Origin of the sequence: Rhizobium sp. 16-488-2b (genome assembly GCF_017741815.1) — a bacterium.
Classification (GTDB): domain Bacteria; phylum Pseudomonadota; class Alphaproteobacteria; order Rhizobiales; family Rhizobiaceae; genus Rhizobium.
Genome location: NZ_JAGHMF010000027.1, coordinates 129,582 through 153,240 on the forward strand (window position 1 = coordinate 129,582; position 23,659 = coordinate 153,240).

A 23,659-nucleotide genomic window follows, 5' to 3' on the forward strand; every position below is an offset into this window, starting at 1 on the left:
ACGATGAGCCGGCGCCGAACGCATGGCGGAAAGCTCGCTCGGCGTCACGATCCACCAGATGATGCTAATGGTGGATCGGCATCTGCGATCAGAAACCTACGCCTCGGCGACCGCCGTGCTGGTCGATGCGCAGCAAGCCCATCCCTTCGCCGCGGTCTGGGGTGACGGTCATATCTCCTCCTCGGACAGGCAGTTCTTTCCAGCGGGCGGGCGCGGCGAAGCAAGCCTTGAATACAATGCAAAATACGGCAAAAGACCGGGTGCCTCGTGCGCGTAGACCTGAAGGCCGGTGCTGTCGACGAGGATATGCACAGCTTCGTCCGAAACTTAACGGGTATGTCGCTCGAACCGAGCAGCAGGCATATCCGCGCCCTTCGGCTCAGCTTGGTATGATGGGGAGCAGCGAGCTTCAGCCCCGTCAATGACAGTACCGATTCCACCAAGCCTTCTGTCTGGCGTAGCCGCCGTCCGAATACCAGGCCATCAAGGCCGTCTCGATCGCCAGATCGGAATAGCGGGGGGCCACCTCTGGCCTTTCGTCTTGGCGACCGCCACAAAAGGGCTTCCGGCGTAAGCCATAAGGTCAAACTACCACGCCGACGAAGTCCAGTCTCATACTCCTGCCAGTTCGTCACCTTTAACCTCATCTTACCGATGCGAGGACGGCGGGACACATTATGTTTGAAAGGCATGGCTGCGACAAACCGACTATTGACCTTCCATGCGCCTACGCCAATCCGATTAATGATCCGCGCGCCAACGTCCTATCTGGCCTGAATGGTAGCATCGGCTGGATTTTCGGTGGGCGTCTTGCGGTGTGACAGCGCGGTCCGGCCCTCTGCTTAGGGGGCGATGCGACCCTGCCGCCAGGCTGCGGGTGAGATACCCGTTCTTTTGCGGAAGAAGCGGGAGAAATAGGCGGGGTCATCGAAACCGATTTCACGAGCGATGTCTTCCACCGATCTGATGGTGAACATCAGCAGACGCTTGGCCTCGAGCAGTCGTCGCTCCATCAGCATCTCCTTGACGGATTGCCCGAAGATCTCCTCCGCCGCCTTGTCGAGCAGGTGCCGGGTGGTGGCGAGCAGCGTCACGTAACGCGCGACGGTCCAGTCCTCGCGGTAATGCAGGTCGATGGCACGGCGCAGGCTGGCCGCCAACCGCTTCGACGGGGCGGCTTCGATGATGTCACTGCCCCCTCCCACCCGGGCGATCTGAGAAAGCATAACACCGGTCAGGCCCGCGAGTAGCCGCGGGCTGGTCGAGGTTGTGCCGAGATACTCGTCGATGACCATTTCGGAGAGGCGGTCGAGACGGATCCAGGCCGGATCCCCCGAGCTGCCTCCGACGAGGCAAGGCGCGTCAAGCGGCAGATCGACGGTCGCGGCGAGCGAGCGAAGCTGGTCGTCGGAGATGGAGATCACCACGGCATCCGAATGCTCTTCGACATCGAAGGCATGGACGACGCTTGATGGCACGAAACTGACGGTTGGAGCCAAAAAATTCCAAGTGCGATCTTCGATGCGGTACGTCCCGCCGCCTTTGAACCAGTATGTGATCTGTCCCATCTGTGGATGCTTGTGCGGCGAAACATGGCCAAAATGAACGCTCCTGCGCTCCATCACCGTTTCCACGTGGAAAAACCCGACATCCAGCGTTCGGGGCGGTTCGCCGTAAACGAAGTAGGTTGGGACGTCGTGTCTCTCTGTCATGCCGGAAAAAGTACCAGCGAATTGGCTTGTTTGTCCATAGTCCGGAGCCTTCGGCGGATTTAACGTTTGTCAGGATTTACAGGGAGGATCGCACATGCGTGCAGAAGATTACCGGAAAGACAAAATGCGTCCTTTTACCGGCGCCGAATATCTCGAGAGCCTGAGGGATGGACGTGAAGTCTATATCAACGGCGAGCGCGTCGCTGACGTCACGACCCATCCCTCCATGCGCAATTCGGCGCGTTCCATCGCGCGCATGTATGACGCCCTGCATGACGAGAAGACCAAGGCGCGCCTGACTTCGCAGACGGACACCGGTTCGGGGGGCTACACGCATAAATATTTTCGCGTTGCCAAATCGTCGGAAGATCTGGTCGCGCAGCAGGGCGCGATCGCCGACTGGGCGCGCATGTCCTATGGCTGGATGGGGCGCACTGCAGATTACAAGGCGGCCTTGATGAATACGCTCGGCGCCAATGCCGACTGGTACGGTCCGTTCAAGGACAACGCGCTTTCGTGGCACAAGCGCGCCCAGGAGTCCGTGCTGTTCATGAACCATGCGATCGTCAATCCGCCGATCGACCGGCACAAGCCGGCAGACGCGGTGAAGGATGTCTTCGTCCATATCACAAAGGAGACGGATGCCGGCATCTATGTCTCGGGCGCCAAGGTCGTGGCGACCTCGTCGGCGCTGACCCATTACAACTTTCTCGCCCAGAGCTCGGCGACCGTGACCGAAGATCCGTCGCTTTCCGTCATGTTCATCGTCCCGATGAATGCGCCCGGCATCAAGATGTTCTGCCGCGTTTCCTATGAGCAGACCGCGACCTCGGCGGCCCAGCCGTTCGACTATCCGCTTTCTTCGCGCTTCGACGAAAATGATGCCATCCTGGTTCTCGACAACGTTTTCGTGCCCTGGGAAGACGTGCTCGTGCTGCGCGATGCGGCCAAGATCCTGTCCTTCCACCCCGCCTCCGGCTTCATGCATGGCTACTGCTTCCAGGGCTGCACGCGTCTGGCGGTCAAGCTGGACTTCCTGGCGGGGCTCCTTGCCAAGGCGCTCCGGGCCACCGGCGGTGATGCCTTCCGCGGCAACCAGGCGATGCTGGGCGAGGTCATCGCGATCCGCCACCAGTTCTGGACCTTCTCCAACGCCATGGCACACAACCCGATCCCGTGGGCCAATGGCGCGGTTCTGCCGAACCTCGAAGCGGCACTCTGCTATCGTACCTTTATGTCGGAGGCCTATCCGAAGGTGATCGACATCGTGCGTCGGACAGTGGCTTCCGGGCTGATCTACCTGCCGTCGTCGGCCAGGGATTTCCAGAATCCCGATATCGATCGCTACCTCGCACAATATGTCCGCGGCTCGAACGACATGGGCCATATCGAGCGCATCAAGATCATGAAGCTCTTGTGGGATGCGACGGGCACCGAATTCGGTGGGCGCCATGCGCTCTACGAGTTGAACTACGCCGGCGCTCCCGAAGAAGTTCGTCTGCAGGTGCTCAAGGGCGCTGAACGGGGCGGGCGTCTGAAGGAGATGGAGGCGCTCGTCGACCAGTGCATGGCCGATTACGACGAGAACGGTTGGACCGGCGACACCTGGATGTCACCGCAGGACGACCTGCGTGCCCTGCGCGACGCGGCAGAGTGAGGGGGCAGCAATGACGACCTCCGTTTCCAAGACCGAGTTTCGCAACGCTATGGCTAGGGTTTGCGCCCCGGTCAACGTGATCACCACCAATGGACCCGCCGGTCGCGGTGGGTTCACAGCCACCGCTATGTGCTCCGTCACCGACGAGCCGCCGACGCTGCTCGTCTGCATGAATTCCCAGTCGTCGCAGACTGGTCTCTTCGTCGAAAACCGCCGGTTCTGCGTCAATGTCCTTACCCAGGAACACCGAGATCTGGCGGGTCTCTTCGCGGGTCAGCAGAGCGACATGGAGGCACGGTATGCGGCAGCAGACTGGACCAACTTGCCATCCGGTAATCAGGCGCTCTCAGATGCCATCGTTTCCTTTGATTGCCGGTTGATCCAAGCCCGTCTTGTTGGGACGCACAATATCTTCATCGCCGAGGTCGTCGATATAAGGTGCCGTTGCGATGGACACGCCCTGATTTATTTCGATCGGAATTATGTGCATGTGCCGACGCAAGCGGCAGCCGCGGGGGCTAATTCAGTCTGATCTCATGTACTTGAGTTCTCGCGGAACGGGCCTTCTGGTTCCATAAATCGCATTATGCGAGATGTTATAACGTTACATGAAAAGGAGCGAAGAAGAGATTTCGACTTTCCGAGGCACCTTGGCTGCCGTCGACCAGGTCCCGGCGGCAGCTCTTTTTGTTGGGGCGTCGCCAACTCACCTCCACCGATGTTTCGATGAGGGCACTCGGTGCCACGCTCTCCGCCGACCACGGCGCAACCAACCGCGATTTTTGTCATGAAGGAATGGATACTTTCGCCGCTTGAAAAGAGCTGCATCCGATGGATTTATCGAGGCAGAACCGTCGCCGAGATCGCATCCCTCGAGGGTAAGAGCGTTGTTGATATCGAAAACTGCCTGCGAAGTGCTTTACGCACGCTGGAGGCAAAATCGATCGCGGAGGCGCTCCAGAAGGCGAACCTCCCTAACCCCGATTGAGGGGCAAATCACTCCCGACGCCCGCTCTTGACTTGAAAACGGAAGCGATCTTGTTGCCGAGAGCCGCGGGAAGCGTCTGGCTCAAATGCGAATGCCGTACCCGACAGAGCGTTCCAGCTGGAGCAAACCAATCCCGCTCTTTTGGATGGCGTCCTGGCCCGGTGCCGGATCTTCCACGATCAACCCGCAGGGGGTCCGCTAGCAAGCTGCGGCCGCTCCGGCTTCGCCTCGCGGTGATCGCGCCCGTCCTCGGGCCTTGTGAGGAGCCATCGAGCGGGAATTGGCCCGCTCCCGATGGAGCCACTTCAAATGTCGCACGATCTTTCTCTCGCCCAGTCCCACGCCTTCCAGCTTTCCCGCGACCTGATGGTCCCGGTCACTCTGTTCACGGTCGACGGCGAATACGGCGTCCTTCCGTCCGACGAAATCGACGCCGACGACGATCTGGAGATCGTCCATGAATTTTTCCCATGGGCGGCTCATTGAGCCGCCGTTCCTGAGTGCCGCTTGCGAGCGGCAGGCCGCAAGGGAGGCTTCGCCGCGGCCGACCCAGGCATTGCATGATCCGACAATTGTCAGCCGCGCCCTGGCGGCCTTTGCTCTTCGCGGCTGGTGGAAGCGTGCCCGAGAAGAGACGGGCAAGGAAATGCGAGGAAGAAGAGGCATGGACAGAAGAGAAATAGAGGCGCTCCGCGAACGGGTGAAGTGTGCTGCCGTTCTCGAGCAGACGGGCTTCGCCATCGATATGAAGGAAAGCACGCGGCGGGCAGTGAAGTTTCGACGGGGGAGCGAGATCGTCATCGTCACCCATGAGGGGCGCGGATGGTTCGATCCGCTCAGCGATGCAAAGGGCGACGTGTTCGGTCTCGTCGCGCATCTCGACCATGTCGACTTTCTCGAATGCGCCGGACGTGTTGCCGCGCTCGTCGGTATTTCGATCACGGAACCGGAATGGCGGTCTCCAAAGATAGAGCAAGACTACGACCTCTCTTTATCCGAGCGATGGCAAACACGCCGCCGTCCATGGCCCGGTTCGTCGACCTGGGCTTATCTCGATGGTCAGCGTTTCCTGCCGGCATCTTTGCTTCGCGCCGCGATCCGGCAAGATCGTCTGCGCGAGGGGCCATATGCCAGCATGTGGGCAGCGCATACCGACAGCGCCGGAGCCGTCACCGGTTGGGAGGCGCGGGGTCCCGAGTATCGCGGTTTTGCCTCCGGAGGGACAAAGGTTCTCTTCCGCCTGGGGCAGGACACGGCGTTGCGCCTGGCTGTCACGGAAGCTGCGATCGACGCCATGAGCCTCGCCGCCATCGAGGGGTTGCGGGATGGAACGCTCTATCTCAGCACCGGCGGCGGATGGTCGCCGTCGACGGAGGCGGCGCTGCGGCAGATGGCATCGCGGCCCGAGGCTCTGCTAGTTGCGGCGACAGACGCCAATCCGCAAGGCGAGATGTTTGCCGAGCGGTTACGGGCGCTCGCTGACGACGTCGGCTGCAACTGGTCGCGCCTTCGCCCGCCGGCGGACGACTGGAACGAGGCCCTGAAAATCAGGGAGAAAGAAAGGAGGGAGAGGAAGGAAGGCGGCGTGCCGCATTCGCTTCGCCCGCGTCAAGGGAGGCTTCGCCCGGCGGAGCCGGCCCTTGACCCGGCCGGTCGCGATGCCGGCGGCCCGGAAGGTGTCATGAAGGACTGAAGAGGATGGCAAGGTCGGAAGGACAGTGCCGCACTTCGGTCCGGAACCACTCCGAAGGAGCCGCAGATGAATCCCTCTTCCGCAATCCGCAAAGTCTTCCAGGGCGTCGCCTCACGCCAGCAAATGTACCGGATGTTCGATCGTCACGCCCAGCGTCCGAACCGCTGGGAGGATGACGCTGCCCCGCTCTATGCCGGCGAATGGTTCGAGATCGCCGATACCGAACATGACTACATGTTCGAAATCCTGCCGCCGCTCTGGATCCGTGGATCGATGTTTGCGATGCGCGAGTTTCTGACAGGATCGGTGACATCGGTGTTCTTTGCGCTGCGGATCGACGGCGTCATCCGGCATTTCCATGGCTATTGCGATCTTTCCGACCGCCAGGCCGTTGAACGCATGCGGGTCGAAATCATCGAGCGCGAGAGCCGGCCGGTGCGCGCCATGTCGCGCGAGGAACGGCTTGAGCATATCTGGAGTATGACGGCGGACGACTATCGTGGTTATGCTGGCGAGCGCTGGCCGGAGGAGTCGCGTGGCAAGCGCACGATCATGCTTTACGGCGGCCAGACGGGCAGCACCCTGAAGCTGCTGGACGATCTCTCCGACGACGAAATCGCAGCCAAGCTGCCGGTGCAACTGCGCCACCTCCCCTCGCCGATCGCCGCATGAAGGAGGTCGCGCCATGCTTTCCTTCCCGCTCACATCCGTCCGCGCGGTGATTGCCCGCGGTCGGGCCGATGCGGAGGCCAATGGTGGCTTTCGTGATCTCTATTACGGCCTGCGCCCTGGCAAGGACGAGAAGCCGGGCCTCTGGCTCGTCGGCGATCACGGCGTTTATCTGATGTCCAACGGCAAGCTGCTCGATGGCGCCAAGCCCTTGGTCGTCTATGCCGAGGAGTGCGATCCCAGCACCAATGACGACTGGTTCGACGTCAAACGCCGGACATTCGGCGGCGACGACGGCGTCGATTTCATCGACGCGGAACAGCTGGAACCGATGATGGCGGCGGCTCCAGAGGCGACGCACCTTCGCATCGCATTTCATCAGGACTCGATGCAGCTCACCCTGATCGCGAAGTCCTGATCACTGAGACCACCGGCCCCCGTCAGGCCACCAATCCCTGAACCCAGAGCGTACTTCAATCCCGCGAGCTTTTCCGCGGGTGATGACGCTCGCCTTTCCCGAGGAGAACTTCATGAGCAACGATCCCTTCACTCTCGACATGTTCGGCAGCAGCGCGCTGTCGTCCGGCCTTGGCCTCGGCGGCGTCACAGCATTTGGCGGTTTCGATGCCGTTGCTGCCAATGACGACGACCCCGAACCGACACCGCCCTCTTCTGCCCCGGCCTTGCCGGTCGCGACGGCAAAGCGTCCGGCGCCGCGGCGACAGGGCGGCCGGTCCAACTTCTACCTCGACGATGCCGATCGCGTTCTTGCGGCGACGTGGAAGGAACGGGCGCGCATCAATGTCGCGGCGATCCTGATCGCAAACAACATCGAGAAGCAGGACCGGCCGGCCACTCGCGAGGAGCAGCAGCGGTTGATCCGCTTTACAGGCTTTGGCGCATCGGAACTTGCGAACACGATATTCCGTCGTCCGGGCGAGCCTGACTTCCGCGCCGGCTGGAGCGAGCTTGGCACTTCGCTCCAGAGTGCGGTTTCGGAGGGAGACTACGCGTCCCTTGCCCGCTGCACGCAATATGCGCATTTCACGCCGGAGTTCATCATCCGGTCCATCTGGGCGAGCTTGCAGCGCCTTGGCTGGCGTGGCGGCCGGGTGCTCGAGCCTGGCATCGGCACCGGCCTGTTCCCCGCGCTGATGCCGAAAGCATTGCGCGATCGGAGTTTCTTCACCGGTATCGAGCTTGACCCTGTCACCGCCAGGATCGTCCGCCTGCTACAGCCGAAGGCGCGGATCATCAACGGCGACTTTGCGCGCGCCGATCTGGCGCCGATTTACGATCTCGCCATCGGCAATCCGCCTTTCTCCGACCGGACCGTCCGATCCGACCGGGCCTATCGCTCGCTGGGCTTGCGGCTGCATGACTATTTCATCGCCCGTTCGATCGACCTCCTGAAACCCGGCGCGCTCGGCGCCTTCGTCACCAGCGCCGGCACGATGGACAAGGCGGATGCGACAGCACGCGAACACATCGCCAAAACCGCGGACCTGATCGCCGCGATCCGCCTGCCGGAGGGCACCTTCCGCCGCGATGCCGGCACGGACGTCGTGGTTGACCTGCTCTTCTTCCGCAAGCGCAAGACCGGGGAGGCTGAGGGAGACCTCTCCTGGCTCGCCCTTGAGGAGGTGCGACCGGCGACGCAAGACGACGGCGCAATTCGGGTGAACCGCTGGTTTGCGCGACATCCTGATTTCGTGCTTGGCGATCATGCCCTGACCTCCGGCCCCTTTGGCGAGACCTACACCTGCCGACCGCGTGCCGGCGAGGACCTTGAGGCGGCTTTGCAGCAGGCGATCCTCCTGCTTCCCGAGGGCCGCTATGACGGCGAGCCGACCGAAATCGACATCGACCTCGAGACCGAGCTCGGCGAGATCGTCGACCTTCGCCCCGACAGTCGACAGGTCCGGGAGGGTAGCTTCCTCATCGACATCAGACGCGGTCTCATGCAGATGGTCGACGGCGCGCCGGTCGAAGTCCAGGTGCGCAAGGGCCGCACCGGCGACGGCATGCCGGAAAAGCACGTCCGCATCATCAAGAAACTGATCCCGATCCGCGACGCCGTGCGCGATGTGCTGAAGGCCCAGGAACAGGATCGGCCGTGGCGCGATCTGCAGGTTCGCCTACGAATCGCCTGGTCGAGTTTCGTGCGCGATTTCGGGCCGATCAACCACACCACCGTCAGCATCACTGAGGATCCCGAAACCGGCGAGGTGCGCGAAACGCACCGCCGCCCGAACCTGCAGCCCTTTCTTGACGACCCCGATTGCTGGCTGGTCGCCTCAATCGAGGATTACGATCTCGACACCGACACGGCCAAGCCCGGCCCGATCTTTTCCGAACGGGTGATTTCGCCCCCTGCCCCGCCGGTAATCACCAGCGCCGCCGATGCACTCGCTGTTGTCCTCAACGAACGTGGTCGCGTCGATATCGAGCATATCGCCGAACTGCTGCACAGACATGCCGATGCGGTCGTCGATGAACTCGGCGATTCAATCTTCCGGGATCCTGACGACGGGTCCTGGCAGACGGCCGACGCCTATCTCGCCGGCCCGGTCCGCACCAAGCTCGCTGTCGCTGAAGCGGCCGCGGGACTGGATCCAGCCTATGAGCGCAACGTTCGTGCGCTTCGGGCCGTACAGCCCGGCGACCTTCGCCCCTCCGACATCACCGCACGTCTGGGTGCGCCGTGGATTCCGGCGAGCCATGTCGTGGCTTTCGTCAAGGAGAGGATGGGCGCCGACATCAGGATCCACCATATGCCGGAGCTTGGCAACTGGACCGTGGAGGCGCGGCAGCTTGGCTACAGTGCCGCCGGTACATCCGAATGGGGTACCAGCCGCCGTGATGCCGGTGAACTGCTCGCCGACGCACTGAACAGCCGCGTTCCGCAGATCTTCGACGTCTTCAAGGACGCCGGCGGCGAGCGGCGCGTCCTGAACGTGGTCGATACCGAAGCCGCGCGCGACAAGCTGCAGAAGATCAAGCAGGCCTTCCAGGATTGGGTGTGGACCGACCCGGATCGCACCGACCGGCTGGCGCGGGTCTATAACGACCGGTTCAACAACCTCGCGCCGCGCAAATTCGATGGTTCGCATCTCAAACTTCCTGGCGCCTCAGGCGCCTTTGTTCTCTATGGGCACCAGAAGCGCGGCATCTGGCGGATCATCTCGTCCGGCTCGACCTATCTCGCGCATGCCGTCGGCGCCGGCAAGACGATGACGATGGCGGCCGCAATCATGGAACAGCATCGCCTCGGTCTGATCGCCAAGGCGATGCTGGTCGTGCCCGGCCATTGCCTGGCGCAGGCGGCGCGTGAGTTCCTCGCCCTCTACCCCAATGCCCGCATCCTGGTGGCGGACGAGACCAACTTCACCAAGGACAAGCGGGCGCGATTCTTGAGCCGGGCGGCGACCGCCACCTGGGATGCGATCATCATCACGCACTCGGCGTTCAGGTTCATCGCTGTGCCGTCGGCCTTTGAACAGCAGATGATCCACGACGAGCTCGAACTCTATGAGGATCTGCTGACCAAGGTCGACAGCGAGGATCGCGTCTCGCGCAAGCGCCTCGAACGACTGAAAGAGGGTCTGCAGGAACGCCTGGAGGGCCTCGCGACTCGCAAGGACGATCTTCTCACAATCTCGGAAATCGGTGTCGACCAGATCATTGTCGACGAGGCGCAGGAGTTCCGGAAGCTTTCCTTCGCGACCAACATGTCGACGTTGAAGGGTATCGATCCGAACGGCTCGCAGCGCGCCTGGGACCTCTACGTCAAATCCCGCTTCATCGAAACCAAGAATCCCGGCCGGGCGCTGGTGCTCGCTTCCGGCACGCCGATCACCAACACGCTTGGCGAGATGTTCTCGATCCAACGCCTGCTCGGACACGAAGCGCTTGCCGAGCGCGGTCTGCACGAGTTTGACGCCTGGGCATCGTGCTTCGGCGACACGACGACCGAGCTCGAAATACAGCCCTCCGGCAAATACAAACCGGTCAGCCGGTTCGCGAGCTTCGTCAATGTTCCGGAACTGATCGCGATGTTCCGCGCTTTCGCCGATGTCGTCATGCCGGAGGATCTTCGCGAATTCGTCAGGGTGCCTGATATCTCCACCGGCCGGCGGCAGATCCTCACCGCTAAACCGACGCCGGCCTTCAAGGCCTATCAGCAGATCCTCGATGCCCGTATCAAAGCGATCGAGATGCGCGAGGGACCGGCACAGCCCGGCGACGATATCCTGCTCTCGGTCATCACCGACGGCCGCCATGCGGCGATCGATTTGCGCCTCGTCATCCCGGTAAACGATAACGAAAAGGACAACAAGCTCAACCTCCTCGTCCGCAACGCCTTCCGGATCTGGCAGGAGACCAGCGAGGCCACATTTATTCGCCCGGACGGCAAGGCTTACGAGCTGCCAGGTGCGGCGCAGATGATCTTTTCCGATCTCGGCACCATCAATGTCGAGAAGACCCGCGGCTTTTCGGCTTACCGTTGGATCCGCGACGAGCTCGTGCGGCTCGGTGTTCCCGCTTGCGAAATCGCTTTCATGCAGGACTTCAAGAAAACCGAGGCCAAGCAGCGGCTCTTCGGTGATGTGCGCGCCGGCCGGGTTCGGTTCCTGATCGGCAGTTCCGAGACAATGGGCACGGGTGTCAATGCGCAGCTCCGTCTGAAAGCGCTGCACCATCTCGACGTCCCGTGGCTGCCGTCTCACATCGAGCAACGCGAGGGCCGAATTGTCCGGCAGGGCAATCAGCATGACGTGGTCGATATCTTCGCCTATGCCACGGAAGGGTCGCTCGATGCTTCCATGTGGCAGAACAACGAGCGCAAGGCCCGCTTCATCGCGGCAGCGCTCAGCGGTGATACATCGATCCGCCGGCTCGAGGATCTCGGTGAAGGGCAAGCCAACCAGTTCGCCATGGCGAAGGCCATCGCTTCCGGTGACGAACGGCTGATGCAGAAGGCTGGACTGGAGGCCGATGTCGCCCGTCTGGAACGGCTGCGCGCCGCCCATGACGACGACCAATATGCGGTCCGCCGGCAAATGCGCGATGCGGAAGGCGACATCGAGGTCTCGACCCGCCGCATCGCGGAGATCGGCCAGGATATCGGCCGGCTGGTGCCGACTACCGGCGACGCTTTCGCGATGACCGTTCTCGGCAAAGCCTACCAGGAGCGCAAGGATGCCGGCCGCGCGCTGATGAAGGAAATCCTCACTCTTCTCCAACTGCAGCAGGAGGGTGAGGTTCATCTGGCGAGCATTGGGGGTTTCGATCTTGTCTATGAGGGCGAGCGCTTCGGAAAGGGTGATGGCTATCGTTACCTCACCACGCTCCAGCGCACCGGCGCGGATTACGAGATCGATCTTGCGGTGACGGTGACGCCGCTCGGCGCCGTGTCCCGCCTCGAGCACGCGCTCGACGGGTTCGACGAGGAGCGGGAACGCTATCGCCACCGCTTGGAGGAAGCGCGTCGGCGGCTTGCCTCCTATCGCTCGCGTGAAGGCGGCGTTTTCCCCTTTGCGGATGAACTTGCCGAGAAGCGCAGACAGCTCCGCGACATCGATCAGGCCCTCGCCGATGATGCGAGGCGTACGGACGAAGCCGCTGCTGTTGCCGCTTAGCTTGCCTGTTGCCGCAACTCTTCGATGAGTTCCGGATGCCGGTCGAGAAGGCGCAGCAATTGGCTGGTCGGGCCGCTTGGCTCGACCAAGCCGCGCTCGTATTTGTCGAACGCGCTTTCACCAACCTTCAGGATGCCGCCTGCTTCACGTTGCGACAGTTTTAGTTTTTTGCGCACTCTGCGGATTGTCGACGGAGAGGGAATGCCTTCAACTTCTTCCTTCAACGCCCGCAAGGCCGCGTCCGTTGCCTCCATGTCGTTGCCGACATGAACACCTTCGTCGCCGCTATCGGGATAATATCCCGGCAGGTCGACCGTTTTGCTCTTGCCCTTGTAGGTCACGACAAACGGTCGGACGTCCCGGCGCAGCGTCTCTCCGGTTTCCGGTGAGATCATCGTTTCGGGCAGTATATTTGCTGCAACCGCCATTATCATCTCTCCTTGAATGACATGATCCGGAATTCCGTGATCACGTCCGCCTGGAATTTCACATAAAGCACCATGCCGTGCTCGGGGACCGGCACATGATAAACATCTTGCCATACCCGATGGTCTGCGTTCGCTGTCATCGACTTGTAGAACATACGGCGCTCGATGGTGTCGATGGTCGCGACGATGCCGGCGCGGTCGTAGCCCAATGAGGCGGCATCCCGCAGCGCCGTCGTCGTGATGGCAAGCGTCGAAATCGACCCCAAAACAGCTTTAACGGCCTCGAGATCGTATGTCGGGCGCCTTTTCTCCATGACTTTATATGACACCTTAATGGTGTCAAATCAAGCTTGTCGTTGTGGGGAAAAGATAGAGGAAAATCCGGGAGGAGAACCGGTCGCAGATCGGTCGTCCCGTCGCCGCTTGCGCTCAACCGCCGCCTCCGCATCCCGGCCACTCGTCCCGCGCAGGGCGCGAGGCACCCCGCTTGTCCTTCGAAGCAGGGACGCTCGGCCGCAGTTGCGCCGGTCCGCCCGTCCTGCGGTTCGGAAAGTGTCTTCGGAAAGAGATGAAGACAGGAAGGACCGGCAAGAGGCCGCGTCCCCGCATCCCGGAAGAGGAAAATCCCATGCATATCATGAAGGTCGATCCGCGCTCGTTGAAGGACAATCCGGACAATACCCGGCAATCCAAATCCACCCCGCAGGCCGATGCGCTGCTGCTCGCCACCATCAAGGCCGTCGGCATCATCCAGCCGCCCGTCATTTTTCCCGAAGTTGGTGGTGGGAACGGCTACGTCATTGAAGCCGGTCATCGTCGCACCCGCATGGCCATCGCCGCAGGCCTCGAGGAAATCGAGGTGCTCGTCGTCGAAGCCGCAAACGACAATGGCGCCATGCGGTCGATGGTCGAGAACATTGCGCGCGAACCGCTGAACCCGGTCGACCAGTGGCGCGGCATCGAACGCCTGGTCGCACTCGACTGGACCGAGGAAGCAATTGCGGTGGCACTCGCCCTGCCCGTCCGGCAAATCCGCAAGCTGCGCCTGCTCGCCAACGTCCTACCGGCGATGCTCGACCAGATGGCGTTCGGCGACATGCCGAATGAGCAGCAGCTCCGCACGATCGCGGCAGCACACCTCGATGAGCAGAAGGAGGTCTGGAAGGCGCAGAAGCCGAAGAAGGGCCAGCCCGCCGCATGGTGGCAGATTGCCAACGCGCTGAGCAAGACCCGGATGTATGCCAAGGATGCGAGCTTCGGTGACGATCTCAGAGAAGCCTACGGCATCGAATGGATCGAGGATCTGTTCGCTCCCGCGGACGAGGACAGCCGCTACACCACCAATGTCGAAGCCTATCTCGGCGCCCAGCAGGAGTGGATGACGAACAATCTGCCCAAGAAGGGAATGATCGCCGAGGTTTCTCAATGGGGCGAGGTGAAGCTGCCGCAAAAGGCAAGCCGCGTCTATGGCAAGCCCGGCAAGGGTGACCACACCGCCATGTATCTGGATCGGAACGGCAAGGTTCAAACCGTGCATTACCGGATGCCCGAGGAGAAGAAGACCAAGGGCAAGGGAGCGGTCGTCGGAGGTGGCGACACCGCTGGCGAGGATGCGATCGACGGGCCGAAGCAGCGTCCCGACGTCACGCAGAAGGGCCTCGATATGATCGGCGACCTCAGGACCGACGCGCTGCACGAGGCGCTCGCCCGCGCACCGATCGAGGACGACACGCTGATGGCCCTCCTTGTCCTCGCCTTTGCCGGCATGAATGTCCGGGTTGACTCCGGGGCAAACGACCACGTCTTCGGCGCGAAGCGGTTCGCCCGCCATGCGGCTCGGTTGCTCGACGCTGACGGCAAGCTCGCCTTCGACCGCGACACCTTGCGGGTTTCCACCCGCTCGATGCTGGTCGATGTGCTGTCGTGCCGCCGAGGCATGTCGAACAGCGGCATCGTGTCGCGCATAGCCGGCGACGCCATCGGCGCGGACGGATACCTCCCGAACATGGGCACAGAAGACTTCCTGCTTTGCCTGTCGCGGCAGGCGCTCGAGGCTTCGTGCGAGGGCACCTCGGTTCTCCCCCGCCCGAGGGTCCGCGAGACCCGTGCCGCACTGGTCGAGCACTTCAAGCAAGGGCATTTCGTCCATCCGGCCGCCCTGTTTGCCCCCGATCCGAAGGATCTCGCCGAACTGATCAAGCAGGGCGAGGTCGTGGAGGATTACGATACGGTGACCTCCGAGGAAACAACGGATCGCCTCGAAGGCGAACTTGCTGACGGCAGCGTCGCCGGCGAGGAGGCCGATTTTGCTGTCGCCGATCCGGAAGCCGGTGACGGCGCCGACGACGCGGTCGAGACCGCCTACGGCATCGCGGCCGAATAGCCGAAGCCCTCCCATCTTTTCCGATCGATCCCCCGCCGCCGGCCATCACCGGCGGCGGTTCGTTTCCATGAACACCGCAGAATTTCAAGGAGATGTCCAATGTCTGCGTCCCTGATCTACGATCTCGTCCCGATCGGCTCCATCATTGCCTGGTCCGATGGCACACCCCGCCCGCCCGAGCGCTTCAAGAAGAAGCTCGCGGCCTGGCAGACGCGCAACAGCAAGGGCCGGCTGATCCGCAAGGAGGGTCCGCGCTCCGGAAACTACAACTCGCCTGGCTATTTCACACTGCATGAGGCGGATTTCGGCGGGAAAAACACCATCGTCATGCGCATTCACCGAACCTTCGGCCTCGACTCCGATCTCACCTTCAAGGTGCTCGAGCGCCCCGCCCTCGGTTCGATCCGCGTCTTCGATCGCGCCGGTTCGAACGCGGAACTTGTCCATCTCGCGGACAATCGCGAGGCGGCCGCGGTCTGGCTGCAAGAACACGGCTATCCGAACGCCGTGCTCGAAGAGGTGACCGCCGACGAGGTTGCGGCTGCTCAGGTCGAAGGGAGGGCCGCCGCATGAGGACCTCAGAACTTCAGCATGAGCCGGTATCGGCTTTAGAGGATTTGGACGTGGAATTCGGCGTCAGCGCCGACGGATTTCCGGTCGCCCGGATCGGCGATACGCATCTGGCAATGATGCCGGCGCGCGATGGCGCGAGCTTCCTCGCGAGCGCTTGGCGGCTCGTCCATCCGCTTTCCGAGCTGACGCGCGCAGATTTCTACGGTCACGATGGCCGCCTCGAGGATGAGGCGGCTTTTCGCGCCCGGGTCTTCGAGACGGCCCAGCACAAGCGCGAGTTATCCGCCCTGAGGCGGATCCAGACCCGCATGACGGCCAGTACGCCCTGGGGACCGTCGCAGCTTGCGACCGTCTACGCGGAGGGGATCGTGTCCCATATGACGGCTGGCCATGGCGGGTTTCATCTGTCGGCCGAACGGAATCTTCGCGTCTCCCCGTTGCTGCGAAAGTCCTCGCACTGGTACGAGGAGGATGCCGAATGGGCCATCGTCGCCCTCTCCTTCCCGGAGCTCTTCACCTCATACGAGCGCAAAGGTGCGGACGAGACATTCCGCAACAGCTGGCCGACCGCATGGGAAGAGATCCACGGGCGCGAACTCGGGTCCGGCCAATCCTGGACGAAGGACCGGCAAGCCTTCGAGCGCAGGCATGCCGGCGACTGGGTCGTCGTCTCGGCGATCTATTCCAGCCACTATGCCGATATGACGGAGGTGGTCGCCACGCGCGGCGGCATGCGGGACCAACGTGCCGACGAGCGGCGCTTTCTTGTTCCGAGCGCCGAATATGCAACCCGCGGGCCGTTCGGCTTCGTCATCGATGAACAACGTCACGCCGTCTATGACGGTCCTTCGGACTTCATCGGCTGGCAGTGGCGGAGGACCGGGACATGACCCCGATCAGTCCGTGGGTGCTCCTTTCCCGCATGGAGGCGGCGCGTCGTCAGACGCGCCATCATCTCGATCTCGTCCATCGGCAGATTGCCACACGCGCTGAGCGCCTGGCCGTGACCGAAAAGGCGAAAGCCAAAAACCGCACGCACAAGCGCTCCGGCTCACGATGGACTCGGTCGGATGAGATGCTGTTTCAGGATCACCTCGATCGCCTGTCATTCGAACGTCGCGGCGAACTCGAGGCGCTCATCCGGAAACTGGAGCGTCAGGACCGTGCCATCACCACGCTACGGCTGAAGCTCGGTGACGCGGTTTGGCGAGAGGCAGCGTGAGAGGCAGCCGCCGGCAGCGCATTTGCGGAGTGTGCCCGCGTATTGGTGAGAGGCATTGCGAGGATGGCCATCGTTTCCCACATTCGGTTTCGGGGAGAGTCTCAGCCCCGTGCCGGCCTGCCCTTCGTGTTCGTTGCGGTCTGAACCGGCGGCCGGTCGTTTCAAGGCCGCTTTCGCGCCGCGGTGCGGCCAAAACAGCCTCGCTGCGCAAAGCGAACCCGCGTCCCGCGCAGGGTGCCCCCGCTTGGTCGCAAGCCCGCTCCGCTCGCTCAGCCGCTCCGGACCTGTGAAATCGCCCGTCCCTCGCCGGTTCCTTTTGACCGCACCGAAGGGCAGACCGGCACGGGGCCGGAACCGCTTCGGACCAAACCGAAAAGGAAACCGTTATGGCCAAGCCCGCGACCCCCAACCGCTCTTCCGCCCGCGTCGTGCAACTCCGCAAGGGTGCGACCCTCGAAATGGTCCGCCTCACCTGCCCCGACAGCGCCCAGGCGCTCAAGATCGCCGAAAGCTTCGGAACCGCACTGGTCGACAGCGACGGCATCCGCGACCTGCATGAGCGACTGATCAATGAGACCGCCGACAGCCTGGCGGAGGGCCTCGGCGAACGGGCGATGCAGATCCATCTCCAGCGCATCGTCGGCGCCTTCGTCGGATCGGCACATGGCGCCGGGCAGTTCTACTCTCGTGCGGTCACAGAAGCCCGCGACGCCACGGCGAAGGCGTCCAACGATGCCCGCGACGAGGATCTCGATGGTCCCGTTGGCTACGACAGCGCCGCCCAGCGCAAGCGCGAGTTCGCGGCCGACATGGGTGTCCAGGCTCATGCGCTCAGGATGGCGGCCGAGGGCGCCGTCGCAGCCTACGAGCAGGTCGTCGGCGAGACCTGGAAGCCCTTCGATCGCCCGGTCGAAAACCCCGGCGCCAATCTCGACCGCAAGGCGGCCGAAGCGCAAATGGCCGCCCTCGGGTAAAGCGGCCCGGGCGGCGCCCACGTGCCGCCCTACCCTCATCTTTCCAGCTTCCATCGGCCGGCTCCCAAGAGGGGCCGGCCTTTCCGCATGTCGCGCTGCCCCAGGGGAAAAACAGGCAAGGAAATGAGGAACCGGCCTATCGCGGCCCGTCCCTGTCGGCGGTCCTGCAGGAGCCCGGCTTGTGAGGTGCAACGGCTTCGCCGTCCTCCACGCTGTTTCGGCCGTTCCGGTGCGCTCCAAGCCCTTCCGCTCCTGCCCTCGGACCTCCGCGACGGGCCGCGATAGGCGCGGCTCGGAATAGGAGGTTTGAGACATGAACAGGAAAACCGAAGGCGAACGCGGCGATATCTACACGAGGATCACCGACCGGATCGTTGCCGATCTGGAAAAAGGGGTTCGTCCCTGGATGAAGCCGTGGAGCGTAGCCAACACTCAAGGCAGGATTACGCGGCCGCTACGGCACAACGGGCAGCCCTATTCGGGCATGAACGTTCTCCTTCTATGGTCCGAGGGGATGGCGAGAGGTTTCGCCTCTCCGGTGTGGATGACCTTCAAGCAAGCGCGGGAGCTCGGAGCCGTGGTTCGCAAGGGCGAAACCGGCTCGACTGTGGTGTTCGCGAGCCGCTTCACCAAATCGGAAACCGACGGCAATGGCAAGGAGGTCGACCGGGAGATCCCTTTCCTGAAGGCGTATTCTGTGTTCAATGTGGACCAGATCGACGGTCTGCCGGACCATCACTACCATCGTCCGGAACCGACTCTCGATCCGGTCGAGCGGATAGAGAATGCCGATCGCTTCTTCCGCAACACCGGCGCCGTTATCCGCCATGGCGGGACGCAAGCCTACTATTCGCCGGTGACCGACCATATCCAGATGCCGCCGTTCCAGACCTTCCGCGATGCGGCTTCCTACACGGCAACGCTGAGTCATGAGGCAACGCACTGGACCGCGAACCCGCGGCGCGTGGGCCGCGATCTCAGCCGTTATGCCAAGGACAAGAGCGAGCGCGCCCGCGAGGAACTCATTGCCGAGCTCGGCAGCTGCTTCCTATGCGCCGACCTTGGAATCGTACCGGAGCTCGAGCCACGGCCCGATCACGCGTCGTACCTTGCCTCATGGCTCGCCGTGCTTTCCGAAGACAGGCGGGCGATTTTTCAGGCGGCCGCTCATGCGCAGAGGGCAGTCACCTTCCTGCACGATCTGCAGCCTGATGCAGCTGATGAGAAAGTCGCGGCTTAAAAATCAGCGTCGGTCGTTGCATCCGCCAACGGCCGACACCTCTCTCGGCTCTCTCTGCTTGAGCGCGCCCTGATCTGGTGTCAGGTCCAGCTTGCCCCAGATCGAGGTTTTGCGGTCGGTCGGTTTGAGCTTTCGGGATTGCTTGATTTCGACGGTAAACGGCTTTGTCTGCTGACGCATGTATCCTCCAGGCGACGAATCGCGAGCACACGATACCGGGTTGATTACTGGAGGCAACTCCCACTCTGGCCGGTCCGTCGCCACCGAATTGCGGCTCTGGCATTGCGATAGAGAAACGGTTCGACCACAGCAATGTTCCGCTGGGTGAGGCGGTGGCAGGTTGCCATCAGCGTGTTCCTCTTGACCCGTCGGCATAGGCCACGTCCTTTGCGGGCTCGATGAGGCATGTCTGATCGGGGAGCGGCTTCGCCTCGATCGTCTTCCCGCAACGGCCATGCAAAACTTTCTTCCCCTGGCGGCTACGCCGCCATTCCTCGCGCGGCAACAAAGTTTCTCCCGGCCGCCCTCCATTCCATTCCGGCCTTATCAGGTGCGGTCCGATCGTCCCCGATCCTTGCGACAGCCATCGAGGCCGCGAAGGGCGCGGCCCGAAACCAACGAAAGGAACACGAAAATGGCAACGATCGGCACCTTCACCTCCACCGAAACCGGCTTCAACGGCTCGATCCGCACGCTTGCCCTCAACGTCAAGGCCCGCATCGCCCGCATCGAGAACCCCTCCGACAAGGGCCCGCACTACCGCATCTACGCCGGCAATGTCGAGCTCGGTGCGGCCTGGCAGAAGCGCTCCGAGCAGGACCGCGACTACTTCTCGGTCAAGCTGGACGACCCGAGCTTCCCCGCTCCGATCTACGCAACCCTCACCGAAGTCGAAGGCGAGGACGGCTACCAGCTGATCTGGTCCCGCCCCAACCGGGATTGAGATCCGGACGAGGCCCCGCTCGCCAAGGCGGGGCCTCCTCCCGACAACAGGGCGACCTCCTTCGTGCCGCGGCTTTTTCCCGTTCGTTCTTCCATATTGGATGAAATTGGATGGAAAAATGGATCTCGCTATGTCATACCCCATTTGGATGGAAACGGATGGGAAAATGGATGACGGCGCTCGATCTCTCCAAATTGCGTATCACGCCTGAGATCCTGTCGTTGATCGCCGAGATTGACGAATTCAAAGGCGCCTGGCGAGCGCTTGGTCGCATCGCACCCGATCGGCTGTCCAGCTTGCGGCGGGTTGCGACGATCGAAAGCATCGGATCGTCGACACGTATTGAGGGCGCGAAATTAAGCGACCGCGAGGTCGAAAGGCTGCTCTCGAACCTCCGTATCGGCTCGTTCTCCAGCCGAGACGAACAGGAGGTTGCCGGCTATGCCGAGGTGATGGAGACGATCTTCTCCGCCTTCGACGCAATCCCGCTTAACGAAAATCACATCCGCCAACTGCATCGGGATCTGCTCGCGCACTCGGTCAAAGATGAACGACACAGGGGAAACTGGAAAACCCTTGCCAACAACGTCGAAGCCTTCGACGAGGATGGACGAAGTCTGGGCGTCGTCTTCGCGACAGCCTCCCCTTTCGATACGCCGGGCCGAATGTCGGAACTAGTGGCCTGGCAACAAGCTCAGGAGAAGGATGGCACGTTTCACCCTCTACTCGTCGTCGCTGTCTTCGTCGTCGTCTTTCTGGAAATCCATCCTTTCCAGGATGGCAATGGCCGACTGTCGCGCGCTCTGACCACTTTGCTGCTTCTTCGGGCGGGTTATTCCTATGTGCCGTACAGCTCACTGGAAAGTGTTATCGAGCAGAACAAGGAAGCCTATTATCTCGCGCTTCGCCGAACGCAGGGCACGATACGAACGGACCAACAGGACTGGAATCCGTGGGTCGAGTTTTTCCTGCGGAGCCTGCAACGCCAGAAGCAGCGTCTCGAGCGCAAGATCGAGCGTGAGCGCATTCTCCTCGGCGACCTGCCGGAGTTGTCCGTCGCGATCCTCGAACTGGCGCGTGAGCGCGGGCGCGTCACGGTGATGGATGTGGCCAAAGCGACAGGCGCGAGCCGCAACACCGTCAAGGATCATCTTCGGGCGCTGACCGAGCAGGGACATCTGACCCTCCACGGAGCCGGTCGTGGGACCTGGTACGGCTTAAGCTGACGCCGGAGCGAAGCGTCCCCCGATCAGCCGAAATCGGAGCTATGGTCCAATTGTGCGCAGCCGCCATTGCCACGTGCCTTTGCCTGATATAGCGGGGCTCCATTCGCGGGCTCGATGAGGCATGTCTGACCGGAGACCGGCGTCGCCTCGATCGTCCTCCCGCAACGGCCATCCGAAACTTTCTTCCCCTGCGGACGCAACCCCACTCGACAGGCCGAGTGGGGACCCCGGCGTGCCGCATTCCTCGCGCAGCAACAAAGTTCCTCCCGGCCGCCCTCCATTTCATTGCGGCCCGGCAAGCCACCCCACGGCGCGATGCGCAATGGGGACCCCGGGGGTGCGGTCCGATCGTCCCCGGTCCTTTCGACAGCCATCGAGGCCGCGAAGGGCGCGGCCCGAAACCAACGAAAGGAACACCACAATGGCAACGATCGGCACCTTCACCTCCACCGAAACCGGCTTCAACGGCTCGATCCGCACGCTTGCCCTCAACGTCAAGGCCCGCATCGCCCGCATCGAAAACCCCTCCGACAAGGGACCGCACTACCGCATCTACGCCGGCAACGTCGAGCTCGGTGCGGCCTGGCAGAAGCGCTCCGAGCAGGACCGCGACTACCTCTCGGTCAAGCTGGACGACCCGAGCTTCCCCGCTCCGATCTACGCAACCCTCACCGAAGTCGAAGGCGAGGACGGCTACCAGCTGATCTGGTCCCGCCCCAACCGGGACTGAGATCCGGACGAGGCCCCGCTCGCCAAGGCGGGGCCAAGCGGCCGAATAGAGAAGCCGGGAGCGGGCATCGAGCCCGCTTCCGGCTTTCCGGGTGCCATGCGGAACCGGAAATGTCTGCTCATAGCGCTCCAGTATGCCGTGCCGGCATGGCGGCCTCAAGGACGAGCGGTCAACCCCCAATTTTGCCTCCGCTTCGGTTCCCGCCGCTCCAACAAAATCGGCTCCCCCACTCGCCGCCGCTGGCGGTCGCGTTCGCGATCCCTGACCCCGCCATCCCGTCCCGCCCCGCGTCGTCGTCTTTCACGAACTCAAGGAGATGAGACGATGACGATCGAACAGCACATCGAGGAACTGCGTGCCGAACTGAGGAACGCATGGGGCGCGGCCGAGCGGCGTCAAATCGAGGCGGAGCTCCAACTCGCCGAGGCCGATCTGGCCGTCATGCTTGCCGAACAGGAGGGCGCCGTCGAAGCCGAGCCGCCATTCTGAGCGGCTCGTTCCTCCTGTTATTTGAGCCGGTCCGCCGGCTCGACCGGCCTCCCGGCTGTCAGGGATTTCACCCCTCAACGCTCCCCCCGGCTCCCGCCGGAGACGGTCGCGTCCCCTACGGGTCCGCGGGTCTCTTCTCTCTATGACCTCCCATTCTACTCCAGCAAATCCGGCGTCAAGGACGGCGCGGTCTCCCCCAATTTTTCCGCCGCCAGGCTCTGGAAAAATCGGTTCCCCCGCTTGCGAGCCGCGTCCCGCGGTCCTTGACCCCTCTTTGCTACAGAGTGGCCGATCTCCGTCATCAACGAAGGAGATCACATCATGACAACCGATCAGAACATCATGCTCTACGCCAAGCTTTCAGGCTTCCGTCTCGTCGTCCTCGCAAACCGCATCGGTTGCGACAGCGAATTCTCGCGAGCGCTCCACGATCGCCTGATCAAAGGACTGGAGGCAGCAATTGGCTGCGTGCGGATCATCATGGCGCTGGAGCGGAGCGTTCTCACCGGAGGCGAGGAGTTCGCCGACTATCAGTTGGAGGGGGAGGCCGAGATATTCGGGCGCTTTACTATCAACTTGCTGGACGATCTCGAATTCGATTTCGACACGCATGAATATCGCATCAACGGCGGCGATTGGGCCATCGCTTTGACGGCGGACTATACCGGCGTTGATATCGACTATCCGGAGCTGATCGCGCTCACTGACGACGAACTCGGCTCACTTGCGCCGATCATCACGGCGATCACGCGGGAAACCGGCACCCCGGTAAATGCGTCCCGTATCAGCTACGACGATCACGCAGAATCATAATCAGTCTTGCGGTGCAGTTTCATCCGAGGGGCGGCGAGAGCCGCCTCTCAATAGGGATGTCGAGGAGGCATCGCGATCGTAGCGATGGCGACCAGTTGAGCCTCTTCCTTTCGATCCTGCTGTCATCTCTCATCGGGGATGTTGCAGCCCGTTCGTCACGACGCAACCTGCCGCCGCCAGAATTTTCCCCACAGCACTGCTGCTCCTCGCGGATCAAAATTCAGTCGCCGGCAAGTCCTCCACATTCGTTTCGGTGCGTCCCTCCTTTCCGGTCTGC

Annotated in this window: 24 protein-coding genes and 1 pseudogene; 20 read left to right on the forward strand and 5 right to left on the reverse strand. The window is 62.4% G+C overall.

Annotated features, from left to right (window positions below; translation table 11 throughout):
- The first annotated feature begins 22 nt into the window (after nucleotides 1-22).
- Nucleotides 23-277: a Tn3 family transposase gene (locus J5286_RS21890; RefSeq protein ID WP_204814859.1), complete on the forward strand. Its 255-nt coding sequence runs from the start codon at nucleotides 23-25 to the stop codon at nucleotides 275-277.
- 148 nt (nucleotides 278-425) lie between these two features.
- On the opposite strand, the pseudogene J5286_RS21895 reads toward J5286_RS21890, so the two are convergent.
- Both J5286_RS21895 and J5286_RS21900 read right to left on the reverse strand, forming a co-directional pair.
- A pseudogene (locus tag J5286_RS21895) lies at nucleotides 426-692 on the reverse strand (IS5/IS1182 family transposase); the annotation flags it as partial.
- 150 nt (nucleotides 693-842) lie between these two features.
- Entirely contained in the window at nucleotides 843-1,712 is an 870-nt protein-coding gene (locus J5286_RS21900) for a helix-turn-helix domain-containing protein (RefSeq protein ID WP_142843289.1), read from the reverse strand.
- A 94-nt stretch (nucleotides 1,713-1,806) separates the two neighbouring features.
- Between J5286_RS21900 and J5286_RS21905 the strand changes: the two genes are divergently transcribed.
- The 8 genes from J5286_RS21905 to J5286_RS21940 all read left to right on the forward strand — a co-directional run bounded on the left by J5286_RS21905 (nucleotide 1,807) and on the right by J5286_RS21940 (nucleotide 12,361).
- On the forward strand, nucleotides 1,807-3,369 hold the full coding sequence (locus J5286_RS21905; protein WP_142843290.1) for a 4-hydroxyphenylacetate 3-hydroxylase N-terminal domain-containing protein: 1,563 nt from the start codon (nucleotides 1,807-1,809) through the stop codon (nucleotides 3,367-3,369).
- Between the two features lie 10 nt (nucleotides 3,370-3,379).
- Nucleotides 3,380-3,901: a flavin reductase gene (locus J5286_RS21910; protein ID WP_142843291.1), complete on the forward strand. Its 522-nt coding sequence runs from the start codon at nucleotides 3,380-3,382 to the stop codon at nucleotides 3,899-3,901.
- A 207-nt stretch (nucleotides 3,902-4,108) separates the two neighbouring features.
- On the forward strand, nucleotides 4,109-4,357 hold the full coding sequence (locus J5286_RS21915) for a LuxR C-terminal-related transcriptional regulator (RefSeq protein ID WP_348529280.1): 249 nt from the start codon (nucleotides 4,109-4,111) through the stop codon (nucleotides 4,355-4,357).
- A 309-nt stretch (nucleotides 4,358-4,666) separates the two neighbouring features.
- Nucleotides 4,667-4,843, forward strand: a complete 177-nt coding sequence (locus J5286_RS21920; protein WP_162854294.1) for a hypothetical protein — start codon at nucleotides 4,667-4,669, stop codon at nucleotides 4,841-4,843.
- 178 nt (nucleotides 4,844-5,021) lie between these two features.
- Nucleotides 5,022-6,050, forward strand: a complete 1,029-nt coding sequence (locus J5286_RS21925; protein WP_142859880.1) for a DUF3991 and toprim domain-containing protein — start codon at nucleotides 5,022-5,024, stop codon at nucleotides 6,048-6,050.
- Between the two features lie 66 nt (nucleotides 6,051-6,116).
- Nucleotides 6,117-6,722, forward strand: a complete 606-nt coding sequence (locus J5286_RS21930; protein ID WP_142859647.1) for a DUF1419 domain-containing protein — start codon at nucleotides 6,117-6,119, stop codon at nucleotides 6,720-6,722.
- Between the two features lie 13 nt (nucleotides 6,723-6,735).
- Nucleotides 6,736-7,137: a DUF3085 domain-containing protein gene (locus tag J5286_RS21935; RefSeq protein ID WP_142859646.1), complete on the forward strand. Its 402-nt coding sequence runs from the start codon at nucleotides 6,736-6,738 to the stop codon at nucleotides 7,135-7,137.
- Nucleotides 7,138-7,249: 112 nt separating this feature from the next.
- A complete protein-coding gene (locus tag J5286_RS21940) occupies nucleotides 7,250-12,361 on the forward strand; it encodes a helicase-like domain-containing protein (RefSeq protein WP_142859644.1) in 5,112 nt (1,703 codons plus the stop codon).
- On the opposite strand, the gene J5286_RS21945 is transcribed toward J5286_RS21940, so the two are convergent.
- Nucleotides 12,358-12,795, reverse strand: a complete 438-nt coding sequence (locus J5286_RS21945) for a type II toxin-antitoxin system MqsA family antitoxin (protein ID WP_247749725.1) — start codon at nucleotides 12,793-12,795, stop codon at nucleotides 12,358-12,360. The two genes, J5286_RS21940 and J5286_RS21945, sit on opposite strands and share 4 nt — an antisense overlap.
- On the reverse strand, nucleotides 12,792-13,103 hold the full coding sequence (locus tag J5286_RS21950) for a type II toxin-antitoxin system MqsR family toxin (protein ID WP_142859641.1): 312 nt from the start codon (nucleotides 13,101-13,103) through the stop codon (nucleotides 12,792-12,794). Before J5286_RS21950 ends, J5286_RS21945 begins: the two co-directional genes overlap by 4 nt.
- Nucleotides 13,104-13,417: 314 nt before the next feature.
- On the opposite strand from J5286_RS21950, the gene J5286_RS21955 reads away from it, so the two are divergent.
- The 6 genes from J5286_RS21955 (at nucleotide 13,418) to J5286_RS21980 (ending at nucleotide 19,181) form a co-directional block, all read left to right on the forward strand.
- Nucleotides 13,418-15,172: a ParB N-terminal domain-containing protein gene (locus tag J5286_RS21955; RefSeq protein ID WP_142913687.1), complete on the forward strand. Its 1,755-nt coding sequence runs from the start codon at nucleotides 13,418-13,420 to the stop codon at nucleotides 15,170-15,172.
- A 99-nt stretch (nucleotides 15,173-15,271) separates the two neighbouring features.
- Nucleotides 15,272-15,745 (forward strand): UCP036055 family protein, encoded by a 474-nt coding sequence (locus J5286_RS21960; protein WP_142859637.1) that lies wholly within the window; start codon nucleotides 15,272-15,274, stop codon nucleotides 15,743-15,745.
- Nucleotides 15,742-16,635 carry a DUF7007 domain-containing protein gene (locus tag J5286_RS21965; RefSeq protein ID WP_142913688.1) on the forward strand — a complete coding sequence of 298 codons (894 nt, stop codon included), beginning with the start codon at nucleotides 15,742-15,744 and terminating at the stop codon, nucleotides 16,633-16,635. The genes J5286_RS21960 and J5286_RS21965 overlap by 4 nt, the downstream gene beginning before the upstream one ends.
- The gene (locus J5286_RS21970; protein WP_142913689.1) at nucleotides 16,632-16,967 is read left to right on the forward strand and encodes a hypothetical protein; all 336 of its coding nucleotides are present in this window, start codon (nucleotides 16,632-16,634) and stop codon (nucleotides 16,965-16,967) included. The genes J5286_RS21965 and J5286_RS21970 overlap by 4 nt, the downstream gene beginning before the upstream one ends.
- 386 nt (nucleotides 16,968-17,353) lie before the next feature.
- The gene (locus J5286_RS21975) at nucleotides 17,354-17,941 is read left to right on the forward strand and encodes a hypothetical protein (protein ID WP_142859631.1); all 588 of its coding nucleotides are present in this window, start codon (nucleotides 17,354-17,356) and stop codon (nucleotides 17,939-17,941) included.
- 313 nt (nucleotides 17,942-18,254) lie between these two features.
- Nucleotides 18,255-19,181 carry an ArdC family protein gene (locus J5286_RS21980; RefSeq protein WP_142859629.1) on the forward strand — a complete coding sequence of 309 codons (927 nt, stop codon included), beginning with the start codon at nucleotides 18,255-18,257 and terminating at the stop codon, nucleotides 19,179-19,181.
- Nucleotides 19,182-19,184: 3 nt separating this feature from the next.
- Here the strand turns inward: J5286_RS21980 and J5286_RS21985 are convergent, their stop codons facing one another.
- Entirely contained in the window at nucleotides 19,185-19,361 is a 177-nt protein-coding gene (locus tag J5286_RS21985; RefSeq protein WP_162854295.1) for a hypothetical protein, read from the reverse strand.
- Between the two features lie 454 nt (nucleotides 19,362-19,815).
- Here J5286_RS21985 and J5286_RS21990 point away from each other — a divergent pair, with 454 nt between their 5' ends.
- From J5286_RS21990 to J5286_RS22010, 5 genes are all read left to right on the forward strand, one after another.
- A complete protein-coding gene (locus tag J5286_RS21990; protein WP_142913690.1) occupies nucleotides 19,816-20,124 on the forward strand; it encodes a DUF736 domain-containing protein in 309 nt (102 codons plus the stop codon).
- A gap of 170 nt (nucleotides 20,125-20,294) precedes the next feature.
- Nucleotides 20,295-21,350 carry a Fic family protein gene (locus J5286_RS21995; RefSeq protein WP_109461990.1) on the forward strand — a complete coding sequence of 352 codons (1,056 nt, stop codon included), beginning with the start codon at nucleotides 20,295-20,297 and terminating at the stop codon, nucleotides 21,348-21,350.
- A gap of 421 nt (nucleotides 21,351-21,771) precedes the next feature.
- Nucleotides 21,772-22,080, forward strand: a complete 309-nt coding sequence (locus tag J5286_RS22000) for a DUF736 domain-containing protein (protein WP_011427435.1) — start codon at nucleotides 21,772-21,774, stop codon at nucleotides 22,078-22,080.
- Between the two features lie 324 nt (nucleotides 22,081-22,404).
- The gene (locus J5286_RS22005; protein ID WP_162854296.1) at nucleotides 22,405-22,569 is read left to right on the forward strand and encodes a hypothetical protein; all 165 of its coding nucleotides are present in this window, start codon (nucleotides 22,405-22,407) and stop codon (nucleotides 22,567-22,569) included.
- Between the two features lie 321 nt (nucleotides 22,570-22,890).
- The gene (locus J5286_RS22010; RefSeq protein WP_142859877.1) at nucleotides 22,891-23,382 is read left to right on the forward strand and encodes a hypothetical protein; all 492 of its coding nucleotides are present in this window, start codon (nucleotides 22,891-22,893) and stop codon (nucleotides 23,380-23,382) included.
- Nucleotides 23,383-23,659: the final 277 nt, after the last annotated feature.